Annotated in this window: 15 protein-coding genes; 1 reads left to right on the top strand and 14 read right to left on the bottom strand. The window is 38.8% G+C overall.

From position 1 onward, the window contains the following. Positions 1 to 38: 38 nt before the first annotated feature. From PR766_RS08725 to cmoM, 14 genes are all read right to left on the bottom strand, one after another. Positions 39 to 8,795, bottom strand: coding sequence for an anthrax toxin-like adenylyl cyclase domain-containing protein (locus PR766_RS08725; RefSeq protein WP_154636150.1), 8,757 nt, complete (start codon positions 8,793 to 8,795; stop codon positions 39 to 41). A 200-nt stretch (positions 8,796 to 8,995) separates the two neighbouring features. Further along, the gene (locus PR766_RS08720; RefSeq protein WP_154630729.1) at positions 8,996 to 9,622 is read right to left on the bottom strand and encodes an MBL fold metallo-hydrolase; all 627 of its coding nucleotides are present in this window, start codon (positions 9,620 to 9,622) and stop codon (positions 8,996 to 8,998) included. A 39-nt stretch (positions 9,623 to 9,661) separates the two neighbouring features. Next, positions 9,662 to 10,210 carry a YcbK family protein gene (locus PR766_RS08715; protein ID WP_006657827.1) on the bottom strand — a complete coding sequence of 183 codons (549 nt, stop codon included), beginning with the start codon at positions 10,208 to 10,210 and terminating at the stop codon, positions 9,662 to 9,664. A gap of 314 nt (positions 10,211 to 10,524) precedes the next feature. Further along, positions 10,525 to 12,252 carry a L,D-transpeptidase gene (gene ldtD, locus PR766_RS08710; protein ID WP_154636151.1) on the bottom strand — a complete coding sequence of 576 codons (1,728 nt, stop codon included), beginning with the start codon at positions 12,250 to 12,252 and terminating at the stop codon, positions 10,525 to 10,527. Positions 12,253 to 12,620: 368 nt separating this feature from the next. Next, positions 12,621 to 13,334 carry an acid phosphatase AphA gene (gene aphA / locus PR766_RS08705; protein ID WP_006657825.1) on the bottom strand — a complete coding sequence of 238 codons (714 nt, stop codon included), beginning with the start codon at positions 13,332 to 13,334 and terminating at the stop codon, positions 12,621 to 12,623. A 330-nt stretch (positions 13,335 to 13,664) separates the two neighbouring features. After that, positions 13,665 to 13,946, bottom strand: a complete 282-nt coding sequence (locus tag PR766_RS08700; protein ID WP_036960379.1) for a hypothetical protein — start codon at positions 13,944 to 13,946, stop codon at positions 13,665 to 13,667. A gap of 615 nt (positions 13,947 to 14,561) precedes the next feature. Continuing rightward, positions 14,562 to 14,801, bottom strand: a complete 240-nt coding sequence (locus PR766_RS08695) for a hypothetical protein (RefSeq protein ID WP_006657823.1) — start codon at positions 14,799 to 14,801, stop codon at positions 14,562 to 14,564. Next, positions 14,798 to 15,187 (bottom strand): hypothetical protein, encoded by a 390-nt coding sequence (locus PR766_RS18445; protein WP_080685607.1) that lies wholly within the window; start codon positions 15,185 to 15,187, stop codon positions 14,798 to 14,800. Before PR766_RS18445 ends, PR766_RS08695 begins: the two co-directional genes overlap by 4 nt. Beyond that, a complete protein-coding gene (locus PR766_RS08685; protein ID WP_195848320.1) occupies positions 15,162 to 15,728 on the bottom strand; it encodes a hypothetical protein in 567 nt (188 codons plus the stop codon). The genes PR766_RS18445 and PR766_RS08685 overlap by 26 nt, the downstream gene beginning before the upstream one ends. 44 nt (positions 15,729 to 15,772) lie before the next feature. Next, a complete protein-coding gene (locus tag PR766_RS08680; RefSeq protein ID WP_154636152.1) occupies positions 15,773 to 16,015 on the bottom strand; it encodes a hypothetical protein in 243 nt (80 codons plus the stop codon). Between the two features lie 197 nt (positions 16,016 to 16,212). Further along, positions 16,213 to 20,652 (bottom strand): chromosome partition protein MukB, encoded by a 4,440-nt coding sequence (gene mukB, locus PR766_RS08675; RefSeq protein ID WP_036978752.1) that lies wholly within the window; start codon positions 20,650 to 20,652, stop codon positions 16,213 to 16,215. Beyond that, positions 20,649 to 21,377: a chromosome partition protein MukE gene (gene mukE / locus PR766_RS08670; RefSeq protein WP_006657820.1), complete on the bottom strand. Its 729-nt coding sequence runs from the start codon at positions 21,375 to 21,377 to the stop codon at positions 20,649 to 20,651. Before mukE ends, mukB begins: the two co-directional genes overlap by 4 nt. Then, entirely contained in the window at positions 21,358 to 22,683 is a 1,326-nt protein-coding gene (mukF, locus tag PR766_RS08665; RefSeq protein ID WP_006657819.1) for a chromosome partition protein MukF, read from the bottom strand. Before mukF ends, mukE begins: the two co-directional genes overlap by 20 nt. After that, the gene (cmoM, locus tag PR766_RS08660; protein WP_006657818.1) at positions 22,680 to 23,468 is read right to left on the bottom strand and encodes a tRNA uridine 5-oxyacetic acid(34) methyltransferase CmoM; all 789 of its coding nucleotides are present in this window, start codon (positions 23,466 to 23,468) and stop codon (positions 22,680 to 22,682) included. The genes mukF and cmoM overlap by 4 nt, the downstream gene beginning before the upstream one ends. A gap of 183 nt (positions 23,469 to 23,651) precedes the next feature. Here cmoM and elyC point away from each other — a divergent pair, with 183 nt between their 5' ends. Then, the gene (elyC, locus tag PR766_RS08655; protein WP_006662159.1) at positions 23,652 to 24,458 is read left to right on the top strand and encodes an envelope biogenesis factor ElyC; all 807 of its coding nucleotides are present in this window, start codon (positions 23,652 to 23,654) and stop codon (positions 24,456 to 24,458) included. The last annotated feature ends 3 nt before the right edge of the window (positions 24,459 to 24,461 follow it).

Here is a 24,461-nt window from a genome sequence, read left to right as displayed (position 1 = left end):
CAGCAACTTAACTGGCTGTTTTGTTTATACCAAAGGAGTTACTTCAAATGACTCAGGAAACGCTCTGTCATTTGGACGCCTCCCCAGTTATTTCTGACATTATCATTACCAATATTAGGGTCAGTACTTCCCTCATAAGCAATACGTTGCTCCGCCAACAACTGTATCAAGCGATCAAGAGTTGATTCCTCATTATGTTTTGATAATTGCTTGTAATCATTCAAAAAGCTCACCTGCATCACACTGGTCATTGAGGCAGTATGATTATTGTGTTGAATAAACACTTTTCTTCCACTCTTTGATTGATATACCGTTTCTGCAAGCGTTGCTGAAAGTTCTTTGTAGCTTATTTCAGTAGAGGAAAAATCAACTAATACCACTTGATTACGCCCTTCGAGATCATGGATAGTGACATCCCCTTGCCCATGACCGCTCACAATATAAATATCATCCCCTTTATCACCGGCTAAATGGTCCTTTCCATCTAAAGATATTAATACATCCTGTCCCATACCTTGTGCCAATAAAATATCATCGCCTTGACCACCATAAAGGATATTTTCGCCACCTGTTGTTATCAACTTATCATTCCCACTCCCACCTTTAATCACACGACCATGTTGTGACATATCCATCACCTCATCATTACCGGCGAGCATATCAATAAGCCAATGCTCTCTCGCATCATTCTCGGATAATACAATTCCATCATTTCCCACGGTTTGTTTTAATGGTTTAGGAACGCTATTTAACATATCAGCAAGCTCATTAACTGGCTTCCAGATGGCTAGCTGCCCTGAATGTTTTGCTTTATCGAGTTTTTCAGATAAGTAGTAAGACAACGAAGTCATACTGACCGTCGTCGATGAAATAGAGTTACTATCGAGTTGGTTATAATGATGAATATTAAATCGAGCCCCGCTATCCTGCGTTGGCTGCTTAATCTTAAGAATTTTACCTGATGATGAAACATAGACCTGATAGTCGGGCTCGACTTCTTCAATAGCTTGCTGTTTAAAATTAACTAAATGGATATGGTTATTACCAAGATTATCTTCAATATAAGCGGCACCGGAGTGATTGCCATCAATAATATAATGGTCATCTTCCCCTTCGCCCATCAAAGTATCGTTTCCTTCACCGGATAACAGTAAATCATCCCCCTCGCCACCACTAATAAAGTTATTTCCTGTTCCGCCATATAAGACATTATTTCCCTCCGTGGCTTTAATATTATCATCACCTTCTCCACCTAATAGTACATAGCTAGTTAAGCTCTTATTGATAATGGTATCGTCACCATTTTGACCATCAATAACATGTTTTTCTGATATATAACCCGTAGGTAAAAGAATTTGATCGTCACGATCGCTACTGCTGATAACTGGATTGACTGGGGAAATATGATTTTTCTGTAGATCCACGTTAAATACATTACTATATTTATCTTGGATTAAAATCACCTCAGAAAGATTATCTCCCACATTTGTAAAATGAATAGTGCATTTTTTCTGTCCAAACTTATCAAAATTACTTAGTTTTCCAGAATCCATCGATAGGGCAAAACCATTCTCGGTAGGTAATAATAAAATCACCTTATCATGAGCAGTGAAACTGTCTTTTACCTTAGCAAAATCAAATGTTATTTCGCCATATTCCTCTTTTTCTGTAAGAATTTGATAGGTGTCAACTCCGTGAGTGACTTCAATATAATTCCCTAATTTAACTAGAGGCAAAAAGTTATTTTTATCATTACCGCGATAGGTTAATTGGTCAGCACGACCTATTGGCGTAAACCATCCCCATTCCGGTGCTACATGTTTTCGGTGCTTATTTATTATGATGGTATTAGCGGTTTCATCTATTTCGACTGATTTACTGTCTGCAGCCACGATTTGGTCAGCTTCTTGAATATAACTGAGGCTGAAATATTGCTCTGGCTCTTTTTGGCCAATCTGCGTCGTCATCATCCAGCCATCTCGAGTTTGTACTCGATACACATGGTGAGGTTTTTTTAGATCGCTACTTGGGTCAATAACATTCTCTAACTGAATTAAAACTGAACTTTTTACATTGGTAAAATCATGTCCATCCTCAGTGCAACTTGGTAATTTGATGGTCAGAATTAAATTATTACCGCTTAATTCAACCTGCTCTATTTCATCTAAAGAATATTCGATGCTCACATGACTTTGTGAACGACTCGATTCTTTGATAATTACATTAGCCTGATATTCTTTACTATTTTTCTTATAGATAGGATTTAGATAACGTTTAGTTTTGACGGTTTTTTCTTTCCCTTCCCAATACGGCTCTGAGATGTAGAGATCATTAACATGCTGCATCCATTCAAAACGGCGAATATGATAACTATCATTGCCATCGCCTCCCACAGCATCACCTTGGGTTAAAATAAGCTTATCATCACCACCATATCCGACTAATAAATCTTTACCTAATCCACCATCAAGGACATTATCGTTATCATCTCCACGTAAACTATCATTGGTATTTCCTCTGATGATAATATTTTCTATATTGCGTAAATGAGCAATAGAGATAAATGGATGGTTTCCTTCTTGCTTATAATGCAGTGTATTTTTTTCTAAATTAACATAAGCATGATGAGCATCAGGTAATAGATCAACAATCAACGTATCCTTCCCGCCTTGACCATCAAGATACTTAGTTGGCATTGTGTTATTACGTGACATTAATCCGCTTAAATTATTATCTCGTAGATAAAATAGATCCTCTTTATCCCCCCCTGCAAAATATTTTTCGCCAGATAAAACCTGAAATGCATTTTTTCGCGCTTTTGCACCAATAATCACATCATTACCGTTAGCTGTATTCCAGCTCGTTCCTCTACTATGAGGATTATCCAAATATAATGCGATCTTTTGGATATCACTCTCCAAATTTTCACTAACCTTCCGCTCATTTTCGCTAAACACCCGCTGCCCTAACACACCAAATTCAGTTTTCTTTGAATAAAAATTAATTTGAGAGGCACTAGAATTTGATAACTGATAATGTATTGGTAAGGTCAAGAGGTCTTCTGAAATTTTATGGCGAGATTTAAATTCTTCAAATAATGGATTTTTATATTCTGAATTTAAAGAATAACTATCGTGCGTAGCTTTTGTTCCTGTTTGTTTAATATCAACTATCTCTTTAGCTTCTTTTTTAGGCTTGAAATCTTTACGAGTCGAAAACCCCATTCTGTTATACACATAATTTAAATTTTTAAACCATGCACTTTTTCTAATGATTTTGTTGTCTAAAATAAAATCAATTTCGTTAGCAGTAAAAGAAGGTGAACCTTTTTTAGAAAATCGGGGTCCATAATTTCCTGGTCCTAGACGTCGATTTTCTAATGTTCCCAGAAAATAGTTTCCGTGCCCATCGACTAAATAGTATTTTTGCTCCTCGTCATATACAGGACTTTCAATAATACCGAAATGATGATCAAAGCCTGCTGCTAAAATATTACTCTCAAATAATGCAAGATCCATTTCCCAATTTTGTTTTTTAAATGCATTGATATACAACTGGGTATTCATCTCTTGTTGCGTGCGTAAAGTAGGCTCTAAACCTAAAGCCCCTCGAATCCCTTCTTCTAATTCCCGATCCCAATCAATATCAATGACCTCTTTAATATTCTCAACTGCGCGAATACCATTGTAAATCCATCCTCCTACAAGCAAAATTCCACCAACAAATAATCCAACAACAGGAATAGTTGAAGCTCCTACTAATACAGCAACCACGGTCACACCATTAATGACAGCACTCGCAATTGATAAAGCCGCATTGACAATAAGATCTTGACGTTGCTTAGGATCGGATACTTCACTGAGTTTAGATAAACAATCGTAGGCTTGATAGATATCAATTCCCATCCCGACTAAGTTAAAGATAACAACGGTTCCTGCGGCAAGCCTTGTGCGAATAAGGGACGTCACGCCTTTTGCAGAAGAGATATTTAACAACATCGGTTGTATAATCATATCTCCGTAATTAAAAAAAGCGGATGCACAAAGTAAATAAAATTGTTTTTCTAGCTCCTTAACCTCTTCTTCTGTAATATCTGGTTTATCGAGCTTATTCAAAATAGCATATGCGCTAATCATACTTTGAATAACACCAGCAGCCCCCATTCCTTGACCAAACTTATTTGCAATACGTTGGAATAATGGAAGTTTAGTTCCAGCTTGGCGAACTTTTAATAAAGTCGAAGATGGAATAGTTTCTTGCTGTACATCACTATTATTCGCTAGGTACTTAAACTGCTTTTTCAGCACTGCCGATCCGCTAAAACTAGCTTGGTGATCAACTAATTGATATATATCTACTGAATTTAGCTGCTCATGAAATATTTTAGTAAAAATAACATCGTCTTTTCCACCTTCCATCAAAGAAAAATACATTGCTAACTTTTCAGGAGAAAAACGAATTTTTTTATGCAGATTATCTGAGGCAATGTCCGATAAAGTGATAGGCTTCCCTTCAATCGTTGCCCCTAATTGCTGTAATTTAGCGAAAGCGATTTTTTCACCATTCATAGTTACCCAGCTATTTTTGGGTAACTTAAACTCAGTTTGTTCAATAATAGATTTACGTTGATTCTGTAAAGAAGATAATCCAACTTTTAAGCTCTGTGATTCCAAATCAATTGATTGAATGCTTCCTCTAAAGTCGCCATTTTCCATTTTTTGGAAACCAGCAGACTTTCCTCTATTGATAGACCGTCCATCGGAAAGTTGGATGTCCTCATTAAAATACTGTTTAAGTTGCTGTTGAAATTGCTGCTGTGCCAACTGAAGAGAATTCTTTCTAATGCTAAATTGCATCCCTTGAGGGTCAAATAGGCAAATTTCGTATGCGCCATTACGACTAACGTGAGTTACTGTATAAGTTGTTAATTCTCCTTGTAAAAAAATGAGTCTATTCGGCGTATCAGCCACCACCGAAAATAAATCTACGACTGATTGGTCAGAAATAGAGATACTGTTATTCTTGATTAGCTCATCAATATCCTGAGCATATTTTTGCATTTTTTCCAGCAAAGTATTCTCTGCTGAAGTAAGTGTTTTTTGGTCTGCTATTAACTCGATTTGAACCTTTCGCTCAAGAAAATCACGTGCTAAATCACTATCGGTGAGATAATATTCAATGCCATATATACAACCTAACTCTTGGTCTATCTTAGTAGCCCCGTCATTCTTCGATATAACACCATGATTAATCAAACCAATATTTTTTCCTTGGTTTAATTGTTGATGGTATTGCTGCAATCGTTGGGTTTGATAATTTTCATATGTTTTAAATGCTTCAGTAAAAGAGACGTTTTTAAATATTCCACTATCACCTTCAAAGTTTTTAGCACTGAGTTCACTAAATCCTTTTAAATTCTCACTTAATAAAATGAAACTATTATTATCATTCACTAAATTTAAAATTTTGCCTTTATCTATCCCATCACCGGCAGGAAATAGCTGTTTAAGTAATTGTTGAGAATTTTCACTTAAATTATTTAGTATTGAGAAATCGCTTTTTATTTCCACTAATAAAGTATGGATGCTATCTGCTTGTTGCCGATAACCCATCTCTACCGTTGTCTCTATCAATTGATTTATTGATGCCGTATTAAGTTCATACCCACGATTTAATACTTCATTTAACTTTGAATTTACGAGAGGATCTTTTAATACAATAATTAGTTTTTTAACATCAACAAACCCTTCGCTATCCGAAAAATAATTCAGTAAATAAGGATGTTGTACCAAATCGATATCTTGAATAGCAATTTCTTTTAAGGCTATTTTTTCTAATAATAAAATAAGCTGCTGATTAGGCTGGCTGGCGAGTACAGCTGTAGAAATACCACGGTTTACCGTTGTGGATTTATTGGGAGCTTCATAGGTAAATTTAGATTTAACTTCACGGTTGATACCTTGTACTTTAAGCTCCTCAGATAAACCGCTAATAAATATCTTATGCTCACCCGCTTCCGTTATCATTGCTGGTCCTACAGAATGAAACAGGATATTTTCAGGATTTATCAGTGGATATTGTTTTTTGAGTGCCGATAGCTCAATCGATAATGCATTTGTGGACTTTCGTACTGTTTCTGCATCGCCAATCATTATCCAATGTGTTATTTTTTGTTTTTCCACTAAAGACATTAAATGTTCTTTACCATATTCCAAAATATGTTTTTTACTATCAACATCCATTTGAAAAATTAATGTATTTTGAGGATTTCTCGCGGCTAAGCTTTCTGCTTGTAATAAACCTTTTTTATCCCCTGTCAGCCGAATAATAACGGTTAACTCTCCTGAATTATTAATTGTATTTGCTAACGCTTTTTTTTGAATATTCTGGCTATTAACCATCTTCCAAATGGGTATATCCATGATACCGAGTTCATTTAGTCGCGTAGAGAAAGTAGTATAAAAATCATTGGATAAAAGACTGTTATTATTTTTAAGTTCCTGAACAAATAGTCTATAGGCATCCTGATTGTAAGCGACTTTTTTGAGTAAATTATTATCAAGAATACGAGTATCAGGATCCCTAAACATATGCATAGGGTCGGGTTCAATATAATCATTTAGTTGAGCGAGTGATAGCTCACCACGACGAAGCTCATTAATAAAATATAATGTACTAGAACTATTATTGATCCTAACTTGATTACTAGCCGAGTGGTATTGATAAATAAATTTGTAACCTTGAGTGTTTACTGTATCTTTTTCAAAGTCAACAGGATAAATAACCTTAGACCCTAAATACATATTTCCGACTTGTCGATTATAAGCAACGACAGGAGCGTGCACATTATTCTCAGCAAGTAAGCTAGTCGCTTTTAGTGCAAAGTTTTCATTAACACCTCCTCGACCTAAATCACACCCAAGCATGACAAGCTTATCCGGCATTGTATTTTTTAAGATTTTTTTGCGTAAATACATTAATGCTTCAACATATTGCTGTGCATTTTTTTCCATATAAAGAGTTGGCTGATTCTGCCCGTAATATTTTCCATGACCAATTGTTATCCAACGTACTTTTCCTACATTAATTCTATTGAGATCTCCATGTAAGATTTTATATTGCTTCGAACCCATATCATACTGAATAACCATAGAGTCTTCAGGGTGTTTAGAAAAAGCATAAGCTGTTGCTTTAGCTGAATCTTGATCACCACCATTTTGGATAATAACATTGTAGGTATATTCAGTAGGTTTTACCTGTCTATGAGTTTCCGCATCATTGGCTTTGTTTTGACGGTATATCAACATCGGATCTAGCCAAGTGTCTAGGTTGCCCGTATTTGGTAAATTGGTCTCTGGTAATCGGCTACTATTATGATTTTTTTGCATATTTAAATAAACATCACCAAAATCTGTATCTAACTGCGCAACAGTTTTTTCTGTGATCGGTTCATTATTAATAATACTTTTTTTCCGTATTATTTCTGCTCGTCCTTCAATAAAGCTGACTGATATTTTACGTTTAGGCTCGAAGTATTGACCATTATCTCCTTCACTCCATTTTTTATTTAATGGGGCTCTATAACCCTGATTTATTAATAACTGCTGAAAATTAGAAAGCTGTTCAACGTTATCAACAATGATTGCACCTTGAGAGTTCATATGAAAATAAGTATCGATGGACTCAGTCGCACCTATTAAGTTATTTTTTCCTTTTAATCGTTCCGGTAATAAAAAGGTAATAGGGAAATTTTCGCTCATTATACTCGCAGGGTTTGCGTCATCAGCTCCATGATGAATCAGTTCCATCCCCTCAGCTAGACCAAGTTTTTTATTTAATTTATTTTTTATTTCTTTTATTTTTTTATTGGTAATGCCATTATCTTTTCCTTCTTTTTTATTATATTCTATTTCATCATTATACAATTTTTTTTTGGCTGAAGTTAGTTCATCATAATTTACGCTAGCCTTCCACTCATACCATGTCAACATCGGTGTTACTTTGACATAATGCTCTAAGTCTGACATAGGAAAAATAATACTAAAAAGATCATAATCTGCGGTTACTGCTTTTCCTGTTTTAGGGTCACCAATAACATAAAATGGTTCTATTTTATTATTTTCTAGATGATATACACTCCATATATCGATATTATCTTTAATACTTTTTTTTAGAAAAAATACTTTTTCAATACCATCAAAAGAAGCTCTTATCTCTTTATATCCGTCTTGTTCTGCTGTATCTGAAAAATAAATTGTTTTATATCGTATAAGCTCTTCAACTCTTTCTTGGGTAATTTCTAATATAACCGCAATAGCTTTGCCTTCATTAATAGCTTCCTGAGAGTAGACATTATATTTTTTGCTATTTTCTCTCCCTGATTTTTTTGCAAATTGCTGATACATAGGAATAAATCCAGTGTGTGGTCCCCAGTCTGAGCTTTTCGATTTAATAGCTAACCCTTTACTGCTATATTCTCCCGTTCCTATAATACTTGTTGATTTAGGATCAATAGGACGAATGCCGATAATAATATTCTCTTCATTGGCAACTTGAGCGATTAGATTCTGATGTATTTCTGAAATACCTGAAACAGGCAAATCGGTTTCTTTATTTAAAGGCGTGAGATGTAAGTTAATACTAGTATAATCTTTACTAATACCACCAGACGTATTATCTTGTTTCGCTGATGTGGGCGGCTCATTCAGGCTAATTGTTTTTTTAGTCTCTTCTTTATTTCTATTTTGAATAGAATCATCTTTAGATAAATTTGAATCTATATTTAGCTTTCCCATATATTCCTCTTTATAAATAAAAATTTAATATTTAAATTAGATTTAAAATCAATTTAAAGTATCAAATTTTTAAAATATAGCTAGATTCAAGAAATATAATTAGGACATAGTTTTAAATTATATCAATTGCATATAAAAAACCCCTAATAAAGGGGTTTTTTAATGACATTCTGAGTCATCAATTCAGTATATTATCCACCCTATAAGAATGGATTACTGATTCGCTCATGTCCTAATGTCGACATCGGACCATGTCCCGGAATAAAGTGATAATCATCACCAAGCGGCAGTAGTTTGTTCTTGATCGATGCAATCAGGTCTTGATGATTACCGCGAGGGAAATCACTCCGCCCCACACCGCCTTTAAACAATACATCCCCCATGGAGATAAGTTTATCTGCGTGGTTCACAAATACAATGTGACCTGGCGTATGACCGGGGCAATGCAGTACATCAAACTTGATGTCTCCACACGTGATGCTATCCCCTTCCTCTAACCAATGGTCTGGCGTAAAGTCAGGACAATCACCGATATAAAACATGGCATTTTGTTCGGCAAGGCTTTCAATCCAGAAAACATCTTCCTTTTGTGGACCATAAATCGGTACACCAAAGTGTTTAGCAAGAGGGGCTGAAGCGCCAATATGGTCAGAATGACCATGGGTAAGTAAAATTTTCGTTAATGTTAATCCACGACTCTCAATAGCAGAAATCAGCTTTTCAGCCTCACCGCCCGGATCAACAATCACTGCATTCATTGAATTTTCATCCCAGATCACCTGACAATTCTGCATGAACGGGGTTACTGGGATAATCGTATATTTCATCGAACAATCACTCCATAATCTGTGTCACCTATGCACAGATTACCATGTTCTGACGGGTCCTGTATCAATATGAATGAAATTGCTTTTCGGATAATAGCCAACACCGCCCGCACCCATTTTTAATGCGGCTTTACGGACATTACTTAGCTGTAAACCTTCAATATGAAAATCCATTGCCTGACCACGGGTATGGTAGCTTTGTTTTGCTACACCAGAGCTCTTACGACGCAATTCATTATTGGTTTGTAATGAACGATAGCCAGAGATCAATTGAACCGGCTTATTAGTGCCCATCATCATTTGCAGCAAATAAATTTGGTCAAATAATTTAGGATCAATCGTTTTGACTTTATCACAGCGGTAATCACGGAAAAGGTGATTCAAACGAGCCAATTCAGACTTATTATAACGGCGACCATCGAAAAACTCGGTCTTTAAAAACTCCCCCGTATTTAAGTTTTGAAAACGTAAAATTCTAGGGCGAGGTGTACTCATTGCAGCAAGTACATGATTTGGTAATAGTCCCAGACCGATTGCGGCGGCACCAATTCCCAACCACTTTCTGCGGTTTTGATCAATCATATCCATAGGTGATAACTCAGGTATTAATTATTCAGTAAATATACATTTTGACTTCATCAGTCTAGCAAAGGATATTTCGCTTTAATGTATAATTATGTAAAGAATTGCGTAAATTAAGGAAAATCCATCACTTTTATGCAAAAAGGTGAGTGAAATCACTTAGCCTCATCCGATTAGGACAATTCTAATGCCCCACCAGAAGTTATATGTGAACACAATTCATTCAATATATAAATATATTAAAACGGAATTGTTAGGAAGATTTAGGAATTAATGCAATGAATAGCATCGAAGAGCCTAAGCTCTCCGATGAATAATGGCTATTTTAAAATTGTTTTAATTGCAGGTAGATATTTTTCCGCATTATCAATGCTACCATCATATTGATAAATATCTGCTCGATATTGCGGCTGCTGATCTTTATCAACCCATGCAGTTTGATAGTAAAGATACACAGGAATACGGTCTGGAATATTCACATAACGCGTTGAGCCTTCTTTTAATGCCCCATCAATACGTGTCTGAGCCCAGCCTGCATCACCTAATAAAATAGTGGCTAGTTCACTCGCTTTATTGACACGAACGCAACCAGAGCTAATTGCCCGCGCATTTTTGTTAAACAAACTATGGTTTGGCGTATCATGCAAATAAATCGCATCTGAACTTGGCATATTAAATTTATAGCGCCCCAAGGAGTTGCTTGAACCCGGCGCTTGTCGAATACGATAAGGGAAATTCGCTGGCGTAATATTTTCCCAGTCTATTGTATAAGGGTCGATTTCATAAGCATCTTGCCCCCAGCCTGAATAAACCGTATAGCCTTTACGACTAAAATAGCTTGGGTCCATTTTTCCTTTCGGTGCAATATCTTTACGCGCCAAGCTTGTTGGTACACTCCATGGTGGGTTAATCACCACATTATTCAATGCACTGCTCATGATTGGCGTTTTACGATCGGCTCGACCGACAATGACCTTTGAATCCAAAATGATGTCATTATTCAGATAAAAATCCAGTGTATACGCGGGTATATTGACTAAAATCCCTGTACCACTGCTTTCAGGCACAATGCGTAAACGCTGAATATTCAATGCCATCAGCCCTGCTTTCTGTTTTGGCTGCATATTAAGCCAAACGCGCGTACCTTTACCAATCACACCATCGGCTTCTAACCCATATTGAAGCTGAAATTTTTTCACTGCTTCAACTAAATCATCACTATACACTCGTGCATTGGCAGTGACTTTATTGATCTCTTCGGGTAGAGCGGATGCATCGACGGTTTCGCTCACAGCTGAAGCCTCTAATAGCCCATCGCGCACTAAAATCTCACGGAGCGTAATGACATCATCGCTGGCTTGACCCGGTTTTAATGCTTTCGTACCCGTAATTTCTAACGTATCTTCTGGCAACGCGAGCTGTTTTAGCATCTCTTTACGCATCGGTTGATACATAGCATGTTTCGGTGCTTGAGCTTTCACCCATTCACCTAAACGATGTTCAGAGGCAGCATCTAACCACGGTTTTATTTGCGGCGTGGTTGGTGCAATAATTTTGTATGGACGGCTGGTATATAACCAATACTGACCACTGGATTCAACAGACGATAAATATTGCAAATAACCTAACATAGCGTCGGATAAAATGGCGTCACGCCCCATTTCGCTCAGCTGGCTATTTTCCAATGACACTAACCATTCGCTAAATTGAGGTTGGAAACCTGCTAAGGCAAGCTCGGCTAATTGTTGTTGAAACTGGCTAATTGCCGTTTCATCTTGCCATAACAATTGCATTTGCCTGTCGGCATAAATTTTCGCCAACTGGTCCGCAAACACCAGTTTAGTTTCTGATGGTAAAGATGCGTTTAGCGTTGCCAAGCTTTCTTTTGGCGTAATCTTATTGACCTCTTCAGTGATCACTGATTGAGGTTGTTGGGTTTCTATATTATTTTGCTGCGTATTTTCTGCTGCGGAAAATGCAGGGAACTGCATCGCCATCAGCCCACATAATACTGAGATTTGCAGAGCTTTCACTCTTCTCTTTGCCATACATCCACCTTAAGTTACTACATGGATAACATTATTTTTTTATTATAGTGACACTATTTGATTATATTTAACTCTGAGAAGAATGTTATAGGAATTGACTAATTTTGTCTTTATTGATGAAAAAAGTTATTGCAGAAGGCTAGTAAGATAAACAGTTTAAAAAAACCACATGAGAAATAGAATTGTTTTCGTTTATAACAACTTACTAAATGATATAACATATCAAATATTGATACCCATTTATTCTCTAAACAGAATTAAATTTAATATAAGTTATATTAAATGGCGGTTAAGCGTCGTCAATAAATAGGCTTTAATTTTGTTAGTTAAAGGCGCATAAACACCTTTAACTAACTTTCTAAAGAATATTAATATTCTGAATTAATCACAACTTCTTCACCAAAACGACCTGCTTTTGGTAAAGGTTGATAAGAAGAGTTAGCTGCACGCAAAATACGAATACCACGAATGTCTAATTCATGTGCCGCAGCAATATCCGCATCTGCATCACCATAGTAGATGGTTAATTTATGGTCACGCATCCAGCTTACTTTATTATTTTTACCTGGCTCATCGCCGGCAAAAATGACTGGATTCATTTTATCCGCAGGAATTCTTAAACCTTCCTGCACATATTGAGTTACAGTTTCAGTTTTAGTCTGTGTACGACCTGTAATAAAGTAAACTTTATCACCACGCTCTAAGTGCATTTTAACTAAATCAATGCCCACTTGTTTTGGCATACTGAATTTGTCCCACTCATTATTCATTTTTTCCCAAAATTGAGGGTTTTTCAGATAGCTAAAATCATTTGGGGAGAATTCAAGTTTTCCACGGTAGAAACCAGGGCTTGAGAATAAAACGGTATCATCAATATCAAAGCCTACCGCCATTGGCGCTTTGCCTTCTAAACTCTGTTTAATTTGTTCAACAGAGACCCAATGAACCGGTTGTTGTGCTGCTAACTCCGCAACAGTAACCCCTGGACTGACGGTTTCTGGCATTGGAATCTTAGCTTGAGAAGTCGCTGTAAAGCTCAGTGCCAATGCAATTGCACTTAACGTTAGGGTAATTTTCTTCATGTTCGATCCTTATAATAATTCATTTTCGTGACTAACCACTCACGCCCTGTAATGATAAAAGTTTTTATTACATAAAAATGAGATTCAAATCTCATTGCAACCATCTATTAATGAGTTAAAGGGAAATGAAGATAATAAAAATAAATAATCGAATAGGAAGTGATAGTGTCCACTTCCCCCTTACCTAGTTGTAGAGTAGTTCATCACCAAGTGTTTATTAACCATCATAGTTAACAGGAAGTACCAATCAAATCGCTACACACCATGTTCAGTAATCATAATAAAAAAGAGCCTATTGGGATTTAGGCTCTCGCTAATATATGGACTAAATTAGTTAGGTTCTTTTTCTGCTAAATAACGAAGGATAGCGGCGATATTTTTTAAGTTGTAACGCACTAAAATTTCGTTTCCCTTGGCTTTAAGTAAAGCGTCATAATCATCTTCCAACTGTCCTACATCTAACTTAGGTTCATTATAAACATCATAAAGAGCATCTGAAGGAACATTCCAATAAAAATCCGAATCCAGTTTGACACTCTCTATGCCATTCTTTTTCATCTCTTCAAAAATTGAGCTTATTGCATTTTCAAGTACATTGAGATTTATATTCATAAAAAACATCTATTAGAAATATCGTTCGATATAATAAAGTTTGGATGTGCCACTTGCACTCTAATATCTAAAATATTCTATCCTTGGTAGTCCTCATATTCCCAAAAACTAAGTCGGCTTAATTTTAGTGATGGTTTTGACCAATCAGGATCATCACATAGCCTAATTGTTGTTCTAGCTGAGTTAATATTTCGTCATAGTCGTATTCTGCAACAATTATCATTCCCTTTCCAAATGCGACCTTCCTGCCTATGTCTGTCGGCTCTACGTCACAGCATTCTGTATAAGTATTGGGCGTTGACGATAATAGCCACCTTATCCCGCCGCACCGCCTAAATCGCTTCCTGTTCGTCAGACCTGCATTTTGTTTTCATCTTTCTTCAGATTTTACCTTGCGATGAATACCCTTGCCGTACAGCTAACACTTCCCCTTATCGGGTGTGTAGAGGACTTTCGCCTACAAGTCGTCTATTTTCCACCACAGCGAACAAACAGCGCCATGCTCGGTGCACTATAAAAAAGAGCCTATAAGGACTAAGCTCTTCAATTGAAACTTAAATTACTTCACATAAAAAATTGATAAATAAAAACGTTCAAAATGAGAATAATTCAGTACTATTTTTTACTCTTAAGCGTATCACGCGCTTCAACTAAAATAGATATCAAGTCATCTAATGGCATCTTTGCAATAAAATTATTTGATGAATCAGAACCAAACAATTCAATTTCTAAATTTTCCGTTCCTTTATCTTGATTTATTTCAGCGATCCTTTGCCATCCTAATTGCACTTCTAATGTCAAATTTTCATATTCCATAGGACTTGAAAAAAATAATTCTAACTTTTTTTCTTTCATTTTTTTACCTTTGGGTCTAATACTGTATTAAATGAACCATCTGCATTATAACGAATACCTTTTCCATTAGGTAAACGATATTCAAATGCACCACCAGATAAATTATTTTTCACTCGCTGTGGATCTCTCAGTACACTTTTTATGAATTGCTCTGCCACAGCATTTTTCTGTGTTGGATTACCGGCTAATGGATCAAATATACCATTAGGTCTTCCTGCATGCTTTTCCCACGCTCGTGCTGCCGCTGATAGACCTTGATTATTAATAGGCTTATTAGCCGATGAAATCAAATAATCTTCTGTAAATATAGTCTGCTCGGGATTATTTCTAAACTTTTCTTCATCTTGAGGTCCCCAGCCATTAGGCGCCCCCCGAACTAGTACCACCTAATTCAACTTTATCTGAATTCGAAAGATCTTTTCCAAGATTAGGATTTTTAGCTGCTTTATCTAAATCAGATGCACAAGCAAATCCAAAGGTACATTCAAATGTTTCTGCTAATTTATCGCCAGCAGCCTTAAATTTATTTTCAAGTGCCTGACCAAGATTGCTATTATTTTGTGATTCAAAATCAGAGTTATCTCCATTTGGTAATACAGGAGCTACTCTAACTGGGAGAGAAAAAACACTGCTATGTACAATTTCTATTCTACTCAGGTTATTTTCATTTACCTTAATTGCATGAGTCAGATTACTATGTGCTTGCTGAATTTGAAGTAAATTCTCTCTTGCTGAGGTATCAAAGAAATCTCCCTTATGATCCCTAGAATCATCAAATTTATCACTTATAAGATAGTCTTTATATTCTGTCGTATTATACTTTTTTTCTTCAATTCCATTACGATCACTAGTGTATTGTGTATAAGGGCTTTTTTCAGGATCCTCAAGAAATTTCCATTCCTCTGTATCTTCGAGACGCTCTAGCATTAATTTTTGTTTTTCAATATGTTCTTTTAGCTTTGTTTACATCCTTATTCTTTTTTCTTCTGAAGCTTTTGAATTAGCAAAAATCGATTCATCAACCTCCAAAATATCGTATTCTGGACCATATTCAAAAAAAGACTTTCATCTATTAGTGCACGAAAATAAGCCTCTAAGTCACCACGATTATCCATATTGTTCCAACCAAAACTACTGTTCCATTTATCCCAACCATAATTCTCTATAGGAGGTAAAGGCGAAGTTGTAACAATCATAGTATCTGTATAAAGCATAATTAACGTCCTTGTTGTTATTTAAAAACAGCAAAGAAATTAAATTTAAAAATTTTTATAGTCAACTAAGTATGAATATTGAAATTATAATGACTAACTTTTTTATAGGATTAAGAAAAAATTACAGTCATTATCGTAGTAAATAAAAAACCGACACAGTTTCCCATGTCGGTTTTTTATCTAAAAACAAAAATAAATTATTGAGGTAATGCTTGAGGGGCTGGATTATCCTGACCAAAACCTTTTAACCCAACGACGTGAACGTGTTCCGTATTACCGGTCACTTTACGTACCAATTTATATGTTGTTCCTTTCTCTGGGCTGATGTTTTCCGGCGCAGCAATAATTAGCTGCATTTCCAGTCGGTCACATAACTCAAACAAGGTCGCGATAGATTTTGCATCCAAACGCGCCGCTTCATCCAAGAACAGTAGGCGGCATGGAATGATATCTTTCGCACGCAGCCTGCGAGCCTCTTCTTCCCAGCTCTGGACAACCATCACTAGGATAGACATCCCCGTACCGATCGCTTCACCGGTTGATAACGCCCCACTTTCTGCCTTTAACCAACCATCGGAGCCACGGTTAACTTCAACCTCTAACTCTAAGTAGTTACGGTAATCTAACAGTTCTTCACCAATGGTTTGCGGCAAACGCTGCCCCATATCCATCTGTGGGTTCAGGCGTTGATACAGTTTCGCCATCGCTTCAGAGAAGGTTAAACGTTGGCTAGTAAACAAGTCTTGGTGCAGTTCGCTCTCTTCTGACAACACGCTCAACAATAAGGCGTGGCTTTCGCGAATATTCACATTCAGTCTAACCCCTTTAACCTGACCAAATGCCACCGCTTGTAAACCTTGGTTTAACATGCGAATACGGTTTTGCTCACGCTGGATAGTTTTACGAATGATGTTCGCCACACTCTTCGAGCTAATTGCCAGTTTTTGCTCACGGGCAGTTAACTCTTCCGTCAGACGCGCTAACTCAATTTCCATCTGCTCAATCGCATCGATTGGATCATCGGTACGAATAATATCTTGGCGAATACGCTCACGCAGATGTTGGTAAACCGCAATAAAGAACTGAATTTTACGTTCAGGATGCTTAGGATCTTCGGACATACGCAGTACATCACGCAGATGCTCGTTATCCGCCACCGCTAAACGCAGCGCTCCTAACGCCTTATCCGACATCGAACGTAGACTATCACCATCAGTATAAGCCAATTCGCGACGATGTAGACGGCGTTCAACGCCATTATCTTTCACCAAGCGCATGACTGCACACCAGCCCGCTTTCGCCATCACGACTTGCTCACGGATTTGGTAATAGTCTTTTTCCAGCTTACGCAGGCGTTTTTGCAGGTTATCCATTTCCGCTTCACATAACGTCAGTTGTTTTTCTAACTGGTTAATGCGGCTACGGTTTGCCATAACGGATTGATGTAATTCATCACGGCGAATACTCGCTCGCTCTTGCGCATCGGGATCCGCTTTCACGCCCATTTCTTGCATTTCTGCTTCAAGTTCTTTCAACATCTCTTGCTTGGTGTCGAATGAACTGCGCAGTGAGGCTAAAACTTGATGATATTGGGTGCTTTGTGCTTGTTGCTGACGCAATTGCTCACGAGCACGGGTTCTGTCTGCCTCAGCATGTTCTAAACGTTGACGCAATTTTTCATTCAAATCTGCATTTTCGTTGACCATCCCCGTCGAATCACTGTAACTAAAGTGAGCGCGGCGCTGCGCCACTTCGACTAACGCAAAGGCTTGTTGCTTCGCATTTTGCTGAGTATGTTTCGCCAATTCATAATCTTTACGCAGCTGATCATGTTGTTCAGGATCGCTGAGTAACACCGTCACAATCGGCTCCAATTTAGCCAGATTATTACCGTGTTTATTGATGAAATGCGCGGCTTCTTCTGCCTCTGAAAGCTCTTCACGGATTTCTTCGACACGATCGACCAGCGTTTCATCCATTAACAGATTTACTTGTGGCAATAAGCGGTTTAATGCCAGTAAGTTTTCTTTGCCTTGAGCAAACTGTTGACGTTGCTGCTGAGTTTGCTCTTCAAACTGGTTTAAGCGACGTTCTAATTCGGTACGTTTCTGATTTAATGTCCGAATTTCCGCTTCAGGATCGGCTTCAAACGCCACTGAAATATGTTGCCCAATGAAGCGGCTAAACGCCTGATGGGCTCGCTGAATTTTTTGCACGTCAAACGATAAAGTGGCATAACGCTCAGCCAACTCATCACGCTCCGCACTCAACGACTCTAAATGGCTTTCACGGGCAGCACGACCAAACAGGGGTAATTCTGGGTAACGAGAATAACGCCACTGACGTTCCGATGAACGCACCAGTACCGCATTTTCAAATTCTTGAGCGTCAAAAACACTGTCATCGAAAGAAGAAGGGTCCCCTTCGATGAAATACACATCGTCAGGACAATCTTGTAAGTTTTCTAACTGCTCACGCACAATGGCAAGGTCTTGTACCACAATACCGTGACGAGCCGGACCATACAGTGCTGAGAAATACGCAGCGTCTTCGATGGTAATATCATCATAAATTTCCGATAACAGTACCCCGTTGAAACGCTCCGCCAGTGCCAACATACGTCCATCTTCGGCACCACTTGGTTGGCTCAATCGCTCAATTTGTTTGTCCAGATCACGACGTTGAGCTGCTACTTCATCACGCTCAACGGTAATTTCGCGTTCTTGCTCAAGAAGCTGTTGCATGAACTCAGTGACTTCAGTGCTATTTTCGAAGCTTTCACCGGATTGTTCATTCAGCTGAGTTAACGCCTCTTGCGCCATAATCCATGCAGGGGCTTTCGCGGAAAGCAGGCTAATACGCTGGCGAATTTGTTCCAGCTCTTGACGCATTTGCATGCGTCTTTCACCGCTTTCATTAACGCCGGTGCTAAGTTCTTCTTGGAGAATTTCAAGCTCTGCCATCAATGCATCAAGTTCATCTGGTTCGACGCTTTGACCATAGCGCTTACAGAATTCACTCAGTAATTTTTCCGCATTACGCTGACTGTCTAAACGTTGTTGTAGCTCAGATAATTGCATACGTAGCGGCTGCACACGCTCCGCTAAATGCTGTTGCGATGACCAGTCACGTAATAATGTGCGAGCGTGCTGATAAGCATCGCCACGGCTCACATCACCAAGCATCGCTTTCACTAACTGATAGGCTTGTTCAAACTGACTATGAGCGGCATCTGCTACACTCATTTTTTGCTCTAATGCTAATAGCGCTTCTGTCGCTTGCTGCTCTTTAGCTTCAAAGGTTTCTAACCATTCATCGACGTTTTCAATCGAAAGATCAGGTAACTGACACAACTCACGAGCACGGTTCAACGCATGCAGTGCTTGTTGATATTGGATAGCGCGAGTTTGCTGTACATCCAATGCTTGTTGGTAATCCGCCAGCTGGTTTTTCAGTTCATCGACTTCTATCTCTGCGGCTTGAGCACGAGCATCGAGCTCTTCATGCTTTTCAGTTGCTTCAGCAACGACTTCACTTTGCTCTTCAAGACGATAAGTTAACTCTTCAATATCTGCTTGATAACGATCGATTTTTTCTTGATGACGCAAAGCCGCTTGTACCAGATTTAAATGGTCACTGGCGGCTTGGAAGTCTGCTTCAATTTCTGTAGAGGCTTCATTCTGCTCATTCAATTCACGCGCCATTTCCACACTACGAACCTGTTCAATTCGTAGCTGCTTACGGCTGCTATACAGCTCGTTACGCGCAGCTAATGCTGCATCTAAGTGAATTCGGCGTTCGTTTGAATGACGCATATAGTCCGCAGACACATAGTCTGTGGCTTCACTAATCAAATGTTTAAATAAATCACGGTCAGATTGGGTAACGCGGATCGCTTCCAACGTTAAGCGGTTTTCACGTAATGCGGCTTCCATATCTTGGAAAGCTTTACGTACTCCGCTGTTTTCCGGTAATAAATAATCACGAAGTGAGCGAGTAATGGCGCTGGAAATACCACCGTAAAGAGAGGCCTCAATTAAACGATAATATTTACTACGATCGCCCGCTGAACGTAGGCGTTTTGGCAGCACACCCAATTCAAATAAAACAGAGTGATAATCCGTGATGGAGTTAAATTGCTTAAACTGGATGCCTTCTTGTTTTTCTACGCGTTCTTTCACGTCATTCAACGGAATAACTTTTGCTTGGCGCCCTTCAAACACTTCCGTTAACACTTCGGTTGGTACGGTCGCTAGCGGCACACCTTGAATCATAAACGGTTTGATATCGACTTTCTTATCACGTCCCGCGACTTGCTGTAAGCGAACACCGACCATAACACGTTGGTGTTTAGAGTTTAAAACATCGAGTACCGCATAGCAGACGCCTGGACGCAATTTTCCGTGTAATCCTTTATCACGAGAGCCTGAGGTCGCCCCTGCTTCGGTAGTATTACGAAAATGCAGTAAGGTTAAATCAGGGATCATCGCGGTAATAAAAGCCGCCATGGTCGTGGATTTACCAGCACCATTTCCTCCAGATAGGGTGGTAACGAGTTCATCAAGGTCAAATGTACGAGCAAAAAAGCCGTTCCAGTTCACCAGCGTCAGTGAGCGAAATTTTCCGCGTTCAATCATTCTTGTTCATCCTCTTCACTGTCAGCCAGATCATGACTCTCATCCGTGTCTTCTTCATCACTGTCTCTTAGTGATAATTCCCCTTCAAGGGAAACCGCTTCACCATCACGGATCATGCGTAATTGTGCTTCCTGTGGGTTATCACCACTGCGCACGTCTGCACCAAAGCGGAATACCGACTCATTAATAATAAATTTACTGGAGTCATTTTGCAGGAAGTAGACCATACCTAAACGACGTAAACGGTTTAAGGACGTTCTCAGTTTTTCCTGCAATTTTTGTTTATCAAGGTCTGACCCCGTAGAACGTTGATTAACAAATTTCAATAATTTGCTTTCGTCGGCCAACGACAATAACTCTTCAAACAGCTCTTGAGAGGTAAAGATACCTTGATTAGTCAAACGTTCAGGGCTCAAATAGAGATAACACAGAATTTTACCTACCATCATGTCTAATTCAGACAAAACAGAACGAGGTATTAAGGTGCTTGAACGTGGGCGTAAATAGAAAAAACCTTCTGGCGCTCGGATCAGCTCAACATTATAGCGAGCATAAAATTGTTCTAACGATTCCTGAAAATCCATTAAAAATGCGTGGTTATCTAGGTCATCAATACTGATGTGGCGACCCGCACGCAACTGGCTGTCAAGCTCAGGAAAAATAGGATTAGCTAGTGCTTGAGCCAGTTTTACTGGCATAAATTGTTCAATATTTGTCGATGACATGTGCCTGTACCTTGGCTCCGTGATCATTAATAGCACGCCATTCTGCCGGTAATCCCGCCAGATCAGCCTCTGCGATACCTAGTTTTACAGCTTGATCAATAATAATACGCGCAACGTCAAAATGGCGTTTTTGCGGGTATTGCTTCAAGTAATTCTGTAATACGTGACCGACATCCAGCGGTTTGTTATCCGTTTTATAAAACGCAAGTTGCGCTTCAATTAACGCCGCAAGTTGGTCATTCAGTTCACTAAACTCTTCAAATTCCAGTTCAGGAGGCAGTTCTCCCATCACCTCTTGATCATGAAGAGCCAACTCCTCGTCACGCATATCAAAAAGCCTGTCCGCATTGGCATAGGTGAGTGCCCAAGGTCTATCGAGGTACTGCTGTACAGATTGACGTAAACGTTGAGAAAATATGCGGTTTTTATCCATATCAATCGCAGTACGGATAAATTTGTGAACATGCCGGTCATATCCAATCCATAAATCGATGGATTGCTGTCCCCAGCTGACAATACGGTCTAATTTGTTTTGTAAATCAAAGATAAGCCTATCAACCATTTCTGAAAACTGTGGCGCACTCATATTCGCTTCTTGAATACGCAATAAATTCGCCTGTAATTTGTCACCCGCAGCTTCTAAGGTATCTTGTAATTCTCTGAGTGTGCCAGACGTTTCAGATAATAACTGTTCACAGTTCGCAATCGCGGCTTGCCAATCTTGGTTTAATAACGCAGCAATATCGTCTTTAACACTGTTTTGTTGCTCATCCATAATTCGCTGTGACAAATCAATACTGTCAAAAATTTCAGCGACTGAATACTTTAATGGCGCGAAAACATGACGGTGCCAGTAAAATTCATCACCACCTTCCTCCGCTGATTCCGCTGCACGCTGTAGCTCTCCCGCTACAATCGATAACTGCATCGACAATCTTAACGTTGAGAACTCACGTTGACGAATATAGTAATCACTGATGCCAATGCCGAGTGGCGTTAGGCGATAAATTGCGTTGCCTTCGACAACATCGCTGGCAAAGCGGTTAAATATTTTTTGGCGAACCATGTCGTTGATGGCGTTATTCGCTCTCACTGCCAGTGATTCCGTGGTCTGCTCGAAGCCTTTACACACTTCGCGAAACGCATCTACCAGCTCCCCTTCACTCATTTCACCATTAACCCGCTCGCTGTTAAGCACAGCCACTGCTAGCAAAAATGCTAAGCGTTCTGGCGGAAGGGAAATCGCAAAGTCATTTTTTCGTGCCCAAGACACGAGTTCAGGGACGGTCTGGGAAAAATCACTCATAAATCGTCCTTTTGGGTTTGTTTGCGTGCCATGACATGTATATATCGTCCCATGCTGATATAGGGTTCTTCACGACAATATTGTTGTTCAAGCGCCAATAACGCTGGAAAATCTTTTTGTTGTAATTGTCTACTTTGCAAATAATCATGGAACACTCTGACGCCACTTTTACCTAGAATGTCCATCCCGCAACCAATGAGCCACTCATCAACCTGTTGAGGGAAAAGCGGATTTTGTGGCGATAACGAGCGTTTACGGCGACGTTGAATGTGAGGAGTTGCGAGATGAAAATTACCTAAAATTGCATTACGCATCACCAAGCCATTTGCATTATAGAACATGACAGAAAATATGCCTTCTGGTCTGATTATATCCGCCAGTTGCTCTAATGCATATTTTTGATCGCTAATCCATTCAAGTACTGCGTGGAATAAAACAAAATCAACAGGTTCATCAAGGTGTTGAGCAATGTCTTGTACGGCGCAATGAATGAAGCTGATATTCTCGCTAATTCCTTGCTCATCAGCAAGCACCGATGCCCGTTCTAACATTTCTTCGGATAAATCGCAAAGAATAACCTGATGCCCCATCGCCGCTAATTTTCTGGAAAAGTGACCTTCGCCCCCACCCGCATCTAATATACGTAATGAACGACCTTGAAAATGCGTTTCCAGTAACTGGTTAAGATCTTGCCAAACCACCGCTTCACGAATTTTTCCTTTTGTCGTGCCATAAATATTTTTTGCAAATTTATCGACAATATCATCAAAGTTGCGGTCTGCCATCTGCTTTCCAATTACCTATCATGAGTTATTTACAGCGTATCAAAACCAAGAATTATAACAGATAATCAAGCTGTTTTTGCATAGTACTTTATTTTGTATCCGATTTATTTTACATGGCATTTTATTGCTGATGCGGCTACATTTGACCCTATTCCCTTACAATATTTTCATGACAGGCTTTCTATGCTATTTCTGCTAAAAAAATATGTTGGCTCACTGTTGATGCCCTTACCTTTGCTGCTGATATTAGGCGCAATCGGGCTAATTTTATTGTGGTTTACTCGCTGGCAAAAAAGTGGAAAATCCTTGGTCACCATCAGCTTATTCGTTATTGCATTACTCGGATTGCAGCCTATTTCGGACAAGCTACTGGCACCCGTTGAAGGTCCTTATAATAAACGCTATGAACTCATCACGACCAATCCACCGCAGGATATAAAATACATTGTTGTTTTAGGCGGTGGATTTACCTACAACCCAGACTGGAGTCCAAGCTCGAATTTACTGAGTAATAGTTTGCCTCGTGTCACTGAAGGAGTACGGCTTTATTTACAGCATCCTGGTAGTAAATTAATTTTTACTGGTGGAAAAGCGAGTAGTCCTATTAGCAGCGCTGAAGTCGCCTCCATGGTCGCTCAATCTTTAGGCGTTCCCGCGGCAGATACCATTCCATTGATGGAACCGAAAGATACACAAGAAGAAGCCTATGAAGTGGAAAAAATCATTGGAAAGCAGCCATTTCTACTAGTAACGTCTGCTAATCATTTGCCTAGAGCCTTAAAAATGTTTACAGGACGTGGTATGCAGCCTTATCCCGCGCCTGCTAACCAATTAGTTATCACCAGCGATCTGAATCCATGGGAACGTTATATTCCTTCGGCGTATTATTTTAGTCATAGTGAACGCGCATGGTATGAGCTACTGGGCTCCATTTGGTGGCATTTGAAGCCCGACAACACTCAGCCACTCGATGAAAATCAAACTGATTAAAAT

Origin of the sequence: Providencia sp. PROV208 (assembly GCF_028479465.1) — a bacterium.
Classification (GTDB): Bacteria; Pseudomonadota; Gammaproteobacteria; order Enterobacterales; family Enterobacteriaceae; genus Providencia; species Providencia alcalifaciens.
The sequence above is the reverse complement of the archived record's forward strand: the minus strand, read 5'-3'. Positions and strand labels throughout refer to the sequence as shown.

Bases quoted from the DNA above. Each gene is read 5' to 3' on its own strand.
- cmoM (WP_006657818.1), bottom strand. From the start codon at position 23,468: ATGGCAGACCGCAACTTTGATGATATTGTCGATAAATTTGCAAAAAAT.
- mukF (WP_006657819.1), bottom strand. From the start codon at position 22,683: ATGAGTGATTTTTCCCAGACCGTCCCTGAACTCGTGTCTTGGGCACGA.
- ldtD (WP_154636151.1), bottom strand. From the start codon at position 12,252: ATGGCAAAGAGAAGAGTGAAAGCTCTGCAAATCTCAGTATTATGTGGG.
- mukE (WP_006657820.1), bottom strand. From the start codon at position 21,377: ATGTCATCGACAAATATTGAACAATTTATGCCAGTAAAACTGGCTCAA.
- PR766_RS08685 (WP_195848320.1), bottom strand. From the start codon at position 15,728: ATGCTAGAGCGTCTCGAAGATACAGAGGAATGGAAATTTCTTGAGGAT.
- PR766_RS08695 (WP_006657823.1), bottom strand. From the start codon at position 14,801: ATGAAAGAAAAAAAGTTAGAATTATTTTTTTCAAGTCCTATGGAATAT.
- PR766_RS08700 (WP_036960379.1), bottom strand. From the start codon at position 13,946: ATGAATATAAATCTCAATGTACTTGAAAATGCAATAAGCTCAATTTTT.
- aphA (WP_006657825.1), bottom strand. From the start codon at position 13,334: ATGAAGAAAATTACCCTAACGTTAAGTGCAATTGCATTGGCACTGAGC.
- PR766_RS08720 (WP_154630729.1), bottom strand. From the start codon at position 9,622: ATGAAATATACGATTATCCCAGTAACCCCGTTCATGCAGAATTGTCAG.
- elyC (WP_006662159.1), top strand. From the start codon at position 23,652: ATGCTATTTCTGCTAAAAAAATATGTTGGCTCACTGTTGATGCCCTTA.
- PR766_RS08725 (WP_154636150.1), bottom strand. From the start codon at position 8,795: ATGGGAAAGCTAAATATAGATTCAAATTTATCTAAAGATGATTCTATT.
- PR766_RS08715 (WP_006657827.1), bottom strand. From the start codon at position 10,210: ATGGATATGATTGATCAAAACCGCAGAAAGTGGTTGGGAATTGGTGCC.
- mukB (WP_036978752.1), bottom strand. From the start codon at position 20,652: ATGATTGAACGCGGAAAATTTCGCTCACTGACGCTGGTGAACTGGAAC.
- PR766_RS08680 (WP_154636152.1), bottom strand. From the start codon at position 16,015: ATGCTTTATACAGATACTATGATTGTTACAACTTCGCCTTTACCTCCT.